General features: G+C 65.8%; 6 protein-coding genes. 3 read left to right on the top strand and 3 right to left on the bottom strand.

Annotated elements, in window-relative coordinates:
• The first annotated feature begins 203 nt into the window (after positions 1–203).
• From RRX38_RS04070 to RRX38_RS04060, 3 genes are read left to right on the top strand one after another with little or no spacing between them, the layout of a single operon-like run.
• Entirely contained in the window at positions 204–1,595 is a 1,392-nt protein-coding gene (locus RRX38_RS04070; protein ID WP_410524894.1) for a TolC family outer membrane protein, read from the top strand.
• Positions 1,592–3,751 carry a type I secretion system permease/ATPase gene (locus RRX38_RS04065; RefSeq protein ID WP_315961642.1) on the top strand — a complete coding sequence of 720 codons (2,160 nt, stop codon included), beginning with the start codon at positions 1,592–1,594 and terminating at the stop codon, positions 3,749–3,751. The genes RRX38_RS04070 and RRX38_RS04065 overlap by 4 nt, the downstream gene beginning before the upstream one ends.
• Positions 3,748–4,938, top strand: a complete 1,191-nt coding sequence (locus tag RRX38_RS04060; RefSeq protein ID WP_315961641.1) for an HlyD family type I secretion periplasmic adaptor subunit — start codon at positions 3,748–3,750, stop codon at positions 4,936–4,938. Before RRX38_RS04065 ends, RRX38_RS04060 begins: the two co-directional genes overlap by 4 nt.
• Positions 4,939–4,941: 3 nt before the next feature.
• Here the strand turns inward: RRX38_RS04060 and RRX38_RS04055 are convergent, their stop codons facing one another.
• The 3 genes from RRX38_RS04055 to RRX38_RS04045 all read right to left on the bottom strand — a co-directional run bounded on the left by RRX38_RS04055 (position 4,942) and on the right by RRX38_RS04045 (position 8,652).
• Positions 4,942–5,577, bottom strand: a complete 636-nt coding sequence (locus RRX38_RS04055; protein WP_295475456.1) for a trypsin-like peptidase domain-containing protein — start codon at positions 5,575–5,577, stop codon at positions 4,942–4,944.
• A gap of 154 nt (positions 5,578–5,731) precedes the next feature.
• On the bottom strand, positions 5,732–7,126 hold the full coding sequence (locus RRX38_RS04050) for a PLP-dependent aminotransferase family protein (protein WP_315961640.1): 1,395 nt from the start codon (positions 7,124–7,126) through the stop codon (positions 5,732–5,734).
• A 71-nt stretch (positions 7,127–7,197) separates the two neighbouring features.
• The gene (locus RRX38_RS04045; RefSeq protein ID WP_315961639.1) at positions 7,198–8,652 is read right to left on the bottom strand and encodes a hypothetical protein; all 1,455 of its coding nucleotides are present in this window, start codon (positions 8,650–8,652) and stop codon (positions 7,198–7,200) included.
• Positions 8,653–8,862: the final 210 nt, after the last annotated feature.

Here is an 8,862-nt window from a genome sequence, read left to right as displayed (position 1 = left end):
CGGTTAGGCCGGGTAGGAGCGGCTTCAGCCGCGATGCGGCCGCAGTGAGTTTCCTGGGGCTTTCGCGGCTAAAGCCGCTCCTACCGAGCCCCATGACGCCTAACGGAACGCTATCGGCTTTAACCAGGAAGACGCCACAACAGTAAGGGAAGTCTGTGAAATCAGCCGATGCCTGTGTCATCCGGCTCGCCTCCGTCGCCTGGCTGGCGACGGCGGTGCTGCTGTTCAACCAGGCGGCCTGCGGCCAGGAACCGCCGAAGGACGCCAATCTGCTCGACATCAGCCCTGGCCAGTTGCGCCAGACCCAGCAGGCCGGCACGCCCATGCGCCCGGCCGGACAGAACGTCAGCGCCACACGCCTGGGCCTTGAGCAGGCCGTGCAGCAGGCGGTCAGTTGGCACCCGGCCATCGCCGAGGCGGTGGCCGTGCTGCAACAACAGGGTGAAGGCATTCAGGTGGCCGAGGCCGGCTATTACCCGCAAGTCACCGGCGGCATCCGTAACGGTTTCGAGACCGGCTACGGCGGCGATCGCAGCACCCGTGCGCTGAGCCTGTCGGTCAAGCAGATGCTTTATGACTTCGGCAAGGTCGACAACCGCGTGGCGGCGTCCAAGGCACGGGCCGCGCGCAGCCAGGCGCAGATTCTGCTGGCCATCGACCAGGTCGCCCGCGACACCGCCCAAGCCTGGATCGAGGTACAGCGCTACCGCCACCTGATGGACATCGCCCGCCAGCAGATCCAGGGCGTGGGCAGCATCGTCGAACTGGCCCGCCAGCGCAGCGAACTAGGCGCCAGCACCCGCTCGGACCTGATCCAGGCCCAGTCACGCGCCGAAGGCGCAGTGGCCACCCTGCAGGATTACAAGGCTCAGTACGCTCGCTGGCAGGCCGCGCTGGCGCACTTGATGGGCGTGGCCAGCACTCCAGACGTGGCAGAGCAATTCCCGGCCACTGCCAGCCGCGCCTGCGAGCACCCGGCCGACAGCGGGCAGCCATTGCCGGCGGTGCTGGTGGCCCTGGCACAGCGCAGCGAAGCCCAGGCCGAACTGGCCGTGGCGCGTGCCGAGGCCTGGCCCACGCTGTCACTGGAGCCCACCGTCAACCACTACCTGGACAGCAGCTACAACGGCAACAACCCCGCCATGGATCGCACCCAGGCCGGCATCTATCTGAACCTGGAGGTGCCGATCTACCAGGGCGGCGCCATCCGCGCCCGCAGCCGCGCTGCCGGCCATGCATTGAGCGCCGCCGATGCCGCCGAGCACAGCGCACAGCTGCAAGCCACCCAGGCGCTGGCCGAGTCACGGGTGCAGACCGGCAGCCTGGACCTGCGCCAGCGCGCCCTGCAGCAGCGCCAGCAAAGCATCAGTGAGGCCCGCGAACTCTATGGCCGGCAATACCTCGACCTCGGCACCCGACCGTTGCTCGACCTGCTCAACGCCGAGCAGGAAATCCACCAGTCGCGCTTCGAGCTGGCCGGCACCCGCGCCGACCTGCAGCGCCTGCAGATCGACTGCCTGTACAACAGCGGCAGCCTGCGTCAGGTCTTCGGCCTGCAGGAGCGCGACGTACAAGGCGTGAGGGTACTGCCATGAACGATGCCGTGATTCCGCCGCCGCCCGGAGCCGGGCGGCGCGACGTACCAGCGGACTACGGCCAGTGGCTGGAGGCCATTCTGTTGGTTGCCCGCCATTACCGCATGGACGTCTCTGAACACAGTGTGCGCCTGGCCGGCCAGGCACCGGAGCGCGATATCGACGATCTGGTGCGGCAGATGGCCCGCCAGGCTGGCCTGACCATCAAGTTCGAAAGCCCGGGCAGCGCCGGGTTGAGTCGCTGGCGCACTCCGGTGGTGATCGAACTGGACGACGGCCAGGTCGGTGTGCTGCAAAGCCTGGACGATCAACAGGCCGGGGTGGCGCTGGCGGGCGACCAGGGTCTGCAGCAACGCATTCCCCTGGCCGAGCTGCAGGCAAGAGTCATACGCCTGGCAATCCTGCGCCCGGCCCGGCCCTTGTCCGACGTGCGCACCGACGACTACGTGCAGCCGTATGACGAACATTGGTTCCGGCGCATCGTCCTGCGTGACCTGCGCCCCTACGGCCATGTGATGCTGGCGTCGCTGGTGGCCAACCTGTTGGCCATGGCCGGCGTGCTGTTCTCCATGCAGGTCTACGATCGGGTGATCCCGGCCGAGTCGCTGCCGACTCTGTACGTGCTGTTCGGCGGCGTGCTGCTGGCGGTGCTCTTCGACTTCACGATGCGCATCATGCGCCTGCGCATCACTGACCTGCTGGGCAAGCGCGCCGACTTGCGCGTTTCCGATCTGGTCTATGGCCACGCGCTGCGCCTGCGCAATTCGGTACGGCCCAAGTCCACCGGCTCGTTCATCGCCCAATTGCGCGAGCTTGAACAGGTCCGCGACCTGATCACGTCCAGCACCGCCACGGCGCTGGCCGACCTGCCGTTCTTTCTGCTGTTCCTGCTGGTGTTCTGGATGATCGGCGGCGCCCTGGTGGTGATTCCACTGGTGGCGCTGGTGCTGATGCTCGCCCCCGGCCTGCTCTATCAGCGCCGTCTGGCGCGCCTGGCCAACGCCAACATGCGTGAATCGGCGCTGCGCAACGCGATGCTGGTAGAGAGCATCCAGGGTCTGGACGACATCAAGGCGCTGCAGGCCGAGCTGCGCTTTCAAGAGCAGTGGAACCGCTACAACGCCAGCACGGCAGACACCAGCCTGCGCCTGCGTACGCTGACCAACGGCCTGGTGACCTGGACCCAGACCGTACAGAGCGCCGTGTTCGCGGTGGTGATCCTGTTCGGCGCGCCGATGGTCATTGCGGGTGACCTCACCACCGGTACGCTGGTCGCGGCCTCGATGCTGGCTTCGCGGATGATGGCGCCGATGGCGCAGCTTAACCAGGTGCTGACCCGCTGGCAGCAGGCCAAGGTCGCCCTCAAGGGCCTGAACAACCTGATGCAGCAGCCGGTGGATCACCCGCAGGGCAGCCAGCGTGTGCACCTGCCGGCCATTCGCGGCGACTACCACTTCAAGGGCGTGACCCTGCGCTACAGCCCGGAGGCCGCTGAGGCGCTGCTGATCGACGAGCTGCGCATCCGTCCCGGCGAACACATCGCCGTGCTGGGCCGCAACGGAGCCGGCAAGTCGACCCTGTTGCAGGCCCTGGGCGGCACCATGGACCTGGCCCGTGGCGACATGACCCTGGACGGCATCGCCCTGGGCCATATCGACCCGGCCGACCTGCGCCGCGACGTAGGCCTGCTGCAACAGCACGCACGGTTGTTCCATGGCACCTTGCGCGACAACCTGATGCTCGGTGCCGGACGCGCCAGCGACCAGGAGCTGTTGGCGGCACTGTCGATCAGTGGCGCGCTGGAATTCATCCGCCGTCTGCCGCGAGGCCTGGACCACCTGATTCTGGAAGGCGGCCTGGGGCTGTCCGGCGGCCAGCGCCAGAGCCTATTGCTGGCGCGCCTGCTGCTGCGCCAGCCGCAGGTGCTGCTGCTCGACGAACCGACGGCAGCGCTGGACGACGTGACGGAAAAGCGCCTGCTCGACGAACTGCTGCGCTGGAGCGATGGCCGCACCCTGGTCATGGCCACCCACCGCCTGAGTGTGCTGCAACGCATGAGCCGCATCATCGTGCTGGACAACGGGCGCGTGGTCATCGATGCCCCACGTGAAACCGCCCTGGCGCAGCTGCGCCAGGGCGCGGGAGACCCATCATGAGCCGCAGCCTACCCCACCTGGCTTCGTCGTACCTGGACGGCGCCGACGACGCCGACCTGCGCAGCGCGCGTGGCGTGGTGTGGGTCTGTGCCTTGATGCTGGCCGGTTTCCTGGCCTGGGCGGCGCTGTTCGAGGTGGTGGAGGTGTCCAGCGGCACAGGCAAGGTAGTGCCCAGCTCCCGAGAGCAGGTCATCCAGTCGCTGGAAGGCGGCATCATCACCCGGATGACGGTCAGCGAAGGTTCGCGGGTCGAGCGCGGCGACGTGCTGGCGCAGCTCGACCCGATCAAGACCCAGTCCAACGTCGGCGAAAGCGAAGCCAAGTACCGCGCTGCGCTGGCCAGCGTCAGCCGCCTGCAGGCCGAGGTCAGTGGCCAGCCGCTCAGCTTTCCCGAAGCCTTGAACGACTCGCCCGAGCTGGTCCGTGCCGAAACCGCGCTGTACCAGACTCGCCGTCAGGGGCTGGAAGATACCTTGGCCGGGCTGCAGCGCTCGCTGGACCTGGTGCGCAACGAGCTGGCGATCACCGAGAAGCTGGCACGTGCCGGTGCCTCCAGCCGGGTGGAAGTGATTCGCCTGAATCGCCAGCGCGCCGAGCTGGAGCTGAAGGCCACCGAGACGCGCTCGGATTACATGGTTCAGGCCCGTCAGGAACTGGCCAAGGCCAGCGCCGAGGCCGACTCGCTGGCCGAAGTGGTGCGTGGCCGAGCCGACTCGCTGTCACGCCTGACCCTGCGTTCCCCCGTGCGCGGCATCGTCAAGGACATCGAAACGAGCACCATCGGCGGGGTGATTCCGCCCAACGGACAACTGATGCAGATCGTACCGATGGACGAACAGCTGCTTATCGAGACGCGGATTTCACCCCGCGACATCGCCTTTATCCACCCCGAGCAGGCCGCCAAGGTGAAGATCACCGCCTATGACTATTCGGTGTACGGCAGCCTGAACGGCAAGGTGGTGGGCATTTCGCCCGACACCCTGCAGGACGAGGCCAAGCCGGAAGTGTTCTATTACCGGGTGTACATCCGCACCGAACACGATGCGCTGTACAACAAGGCCGGCACGGCCTTTCCCATCGTGCCGGGCATGGTCGCCACCGTGGATATCCGTACGGGCGAGAAGAGCGTGCTGGACTACCTGCTCAAGCCCCTGAATCGTGCCGGGGAAGCCTTGCGCGAGCGTTAGCCTTTACATCTTCACTGGCAGGCCCTGCACGGCCAGGCTGGCGCTGAGCCCGACGGGCGCTGGGGTTGGGTGACCGCCGGCCTGCAATTGAGTCTGGAAACGCTGCCACTCACGGTTGATTTCCGTATAGGGCAGGAAAATGCTCACCTGGGCCTGGGGTGGCAGGTCGGCGCGTTTGAGGCTTTCCAGGTCGCTGCGCTCCAGATAGGCCACGCTGATGCCTACCGCACGGCCATCGTCGGCGAATACCGGGCCACCTGACATGCCCTTGACCGTCGCGCCGTTATGGGTGGCATACAGCACCCCGCCATCGCTGGCATCCAGACGCACCATGGCGCCCAGCGCTTGACCACGCCCGGTACTGGGCATGTACATCGAGTTGAAACCGATCGCCGTGAGTTCCTCACCGGGGCGGTACTGCCGCCACAGCGGCGCCTGGGCGGCCTTGTGGCGGAAGAACTGCACGTCGCCACGCCCCTGGAACACGGCACCGGGTACGTACGGCAAGTGCTTCACCGTGACGGCGTAGTCTTCGTTCCATTGCACGGCGCTGCCCATCATCACCAGCGACAGCGGGCCGCCGGCGTGGACGAGAAAGGCTTGGTTCTGATCGGGATCCTTGACGAACGCGGTGGACATTCCATTGCAACCGCCGAGCAGCAAGCATGCTGCCAGGAGTGGTTTGCAGGAAAACATGATGCTCACGATGGGGTGGATGGCGACGTGGCAAATATGTCATTGCGCCATCACCGAATCAATATGCCATCACTGCCGCCGGTCGGCAGGCCCTGTTTCAGCGTCGCGCCTGTTGCAGCGCCTCGCCCAGCGCCATGAGCAGCCCTGCTACGTCCTGGCTCCAGTCCAGCGCGTAACTGATGCGCAGGTGCTGGCGATGCAAGCCACTGAGGCTGAACAACTCACCCGGCGCGATCACCAACCGACGTTGCAACAGGTGGTCGAAGACCTGGCGCATGTCTACGCACTGCTGGCTCTGCGCCCAGATGCCGCTGCCGCCCACCGGCAGTTCATAACGCAACCAACAGCCCAGATGGCGGTCGAGCAGTTCGCCCATCTGTTGCATGCGCGCCTCCAGCGTCCTGCGCAGTTCCGCCAGATGCTCATCCAGGCGCCCGCTGTTGCACAACCGGGCGATGGCCTTCTGGCGCACGGGCGGCAGGTCGAAGGCGCGCAGCAGAAAGTACGCCTGCCAGCGCTCGTCGAACTGCTTGCACAGCAGGTAGCCATAGGGCGCTTCCGGCCCCAGCACCTTGTCGAAACTGCCGAGAATCAACAGCCGCTGTGGGTCGATCAGCTCGCGCAGGCAGGGCCCCGCAGCGGCGAAGGCCAGCTCGCCATGGCTGTCGTTCTCCAGCACCCAGGTGCCGTAGCGGTTGAGCAACTGGGCCATGCCGCGGCGATTGTCCAGGCTCTGCCGTGTGCCGCGTACCGGGTTCAACGAGGACGGCAGGATGGCCAGGCTGATCGGGTACTCCAGCAGCAGGTGGTCGAGTTCGGTCAGGCGCACGTTGCCATCTTCGCCCAGCGGCAGCTCGACCACCTGGACGTTCAGCGCCTGCAACAGGCGCAGGACCGTCCAGGTGCAAGGCGACTCCACCAGCACCGTGGTGCCGACCAGATTGAGGGTCTGCACGACGATCTTGAGCATGCCCAGCAGATCCGGGCCGACGTATACCTGCTCGGCATGCCAGCAATCCTGTGCATTGCGGGTGTATCGCGCGGCCAGGGCGCTGCGCAGTTCCAGATCGCCAAACGGCTGGAAGCCGGTGGCCAGCGGCTGCGGGTACTGGCGCATCAGTTCGCGTTCGGTACTCTGCAAGGCGCCTTCCAGCGACAGCAGCAGGTGCGGTTCGTCGCCCGACAGCATGGTCACCCCTGGTCGGCGAACGTTGTGGTAAAGGCGGTCGAGCAGGCTGCCACCGGGGCAGGCAGCCTCGCCGTCGAAGCTGCCGGGCATGGCGTAGTAACCCGACTTGGGCACCGAGCAGATACGCCCTTCCTGCTCCAGCAGACCATAGGCGCTCTGAATGGTGGAGATCGATACCCGCAGGCGCCTTGCCAGCTGGCGCAGCGACGGCATCTTGAGGGTCGAGTCAGTCTGCATCTCGTCGATCAGGCGCACGAGGTAGCGATACACCGTCTGATAGGCGAAATCGTCTTTTTCTTTCATGGCATGGCCATCCGGAAAGGGAAATGAGTCAGGCAGTTGCCACCGAGCCCGGCGGCTCGGGCACGCCGGGTTCAGGCTACAGCGCGGCGCTGCAGCGAGCGTTCGGGGTCGGCGGCGCGGATACGCGCGATGATCGAGTCGCTGCTGGCCAGGTCGATGCGTCGCCTGGCGTACAACGCCTGCAGCTCGGCCAGGCTCATTGCGCTGCTTTCCATCAGCCATTGCAGGACCTGCTCCGGTACCTGCTGGCCGGACAACGCGCGGTGCAGGTCAGGCAGTGCCACCAGCATGCCGGGGTGGCAATCACGCAGGTAGCGCTCCATCCCCTGCCCCTGATCGACGAACGGTGAATACAGCATGCACACCAGTTGCGCTTCGTTGAGGCCATAGGCCTGCTGGGCGAAACCGGCGGCCAGCGCGCGCTGAGCCTGGATGCAGGCGTCGCCGTCGAAGGCGGCCAGCACCTGGGCGACCAGCCGCGCCGGCATACGCTTGCGACGCATCAGCCGGCGCGCGTCCTGCAGGTAGCTGGCAATGCCATCGGCATACCGGCCGCCGTCCAGGTATTGGCTGCGCAAGCCTTGCAGATGCGCCATCAGCAGCGGGTTGGCGCAGTCCGACTCGCTGAAGGCCAGGGCCAGGTCGTCGAAGCGAAAGCCGAGAAAGTCGGTCAGCAAGTCCCAGTGCTCATCGGCCCGCCCATTGAACAGCTCGCCCACCGCCACGTGTACCGGCATTACGGCTTTGCCGGCCGGCAGCCCAAGCGGCTTTGCGGCCTCGGCTTCGCCATACAGTTCCTGGCGCCAGGCCTGGGTCAGGCTGCCAAGGCTGCGCATCACCGCCTGAAAACTCTGGTGACGCCAGTGCCCGTTCTGTTGCCCGGTCGCCTGGGCCAGACGCATCAGCCAGGTGATGTACTGCTTCTGCTCCTTGCGTGAGTCGCCAGTGGCCACCGCCCCGACGCCCTCCCCCCAGGTCATCGCACGGTAGAACGCATCGGCCAGGTTCAGGTGGCAGCTGTCACAGAAGGTGCTGCGCCCGTCGCCCGCCGTCAGGTGTCCGGCACGCAGCATGTCGGCGCGGTTCTGGCGTCGGCCAGCGGCGGAGAACGGCAGGTCCGGCTCGAACGCATGGGTGCGCTGATCATCGAAAACCAGCATTTCGACCCGCGGATCGTCATACAGGAACAACGCCGAATACACCCGATGGATATTGCCCATCACCGCCGGGCTGAGGCCCGCATGACGCAGGGTCGCGACGCGCAGCTTGAAGGTGCCTGGCGCCCGGGTGCAGATGCTCAGTTGCGCAGCGCGCAACAGCGCCAGGGTGTAGGCACTGTCCTTGCCACCACCGAAGGGCACCAGCAGGACGAAGTCACTGATGCGTTCGGCGCCGCCCGCCGCCACCAGCAAGCGCTGGATCAACAGCTGCAACGCGGTGCGTTCGGCACGGCTCAGGTGCCCCAGCAAACGCTGCAGAACTTGCTGGTAGACATAGTTCATCGCCTGTTCATGGAGATCGCTCATCATGCGAACTCCGCAGGCCACGAAGTTGGAACGGCAGAGTGCTGGAAATCATTATTGTCGTTGAGCACGGCTCTTTCCCTGAGTAATAGATCACGGCTCATTATCGGGATCGACTTTTTGATTACAAGCGACGCGAAAAGGGTCAAAGATCACCCTTTTCGTCTCTTTAAACGCCATGTTCACGACATTTGAAGAACCATTACACGCGCT

The organism is Pseudomonas sp. DTU_2021_1001937_2_SI_NGA_ILE_001, assembly GCF_032463525.1.
Classification (GTDB): domain Bacteria; phylum Pseudomonadota; class Gammaproteobacteria; order Pseudomonadales; family Pseudomonadaceae; genus Aquipseudomonas.
The sequence above is the reverse complement of the archived record's forward strand: the minus strand, read 5'-3'. Positions and strand labels throughout refer to the sequence as shown.

Coding starts and splice junctions, on each gene's coding strand:
- RRX38_RS04060 (WP_315961641.1), top strand. CDS start 3,748: ATGAGCCGCAGCCTACCCCACCTGGCTTCGTCGTACCTGGACGGCGCC.
- RRX38_RS04065 (WP_315961642.1), top strand. CDS start 1,592: ATGAACGATGCCGTGATTCCGCCGCCGCCCGGAGCCGGGCGGCGCGAC.
- RRX38_RS04055 (WP_295475456.1), bottom strand. CDS start 5,577: ATGTCCACCGCGTTCGTCAAGGATCCCGATCAGAACCAAGCCTTTCTC.
- RRX38_RS04045 (WP_315961639.1), bottom strand. CDS start 8,652: ATGAGCGATCTCCATGAACAGGCGATGAACTATGTCTACCAGCAAGTT.
- RRX38_RS04050 (WP_315961640.1), bottom strand. CDS start 7,126: ATGAAAGAAAAAGACGATTTCGCCTATCAGACGGTGTATCGCTACCTC.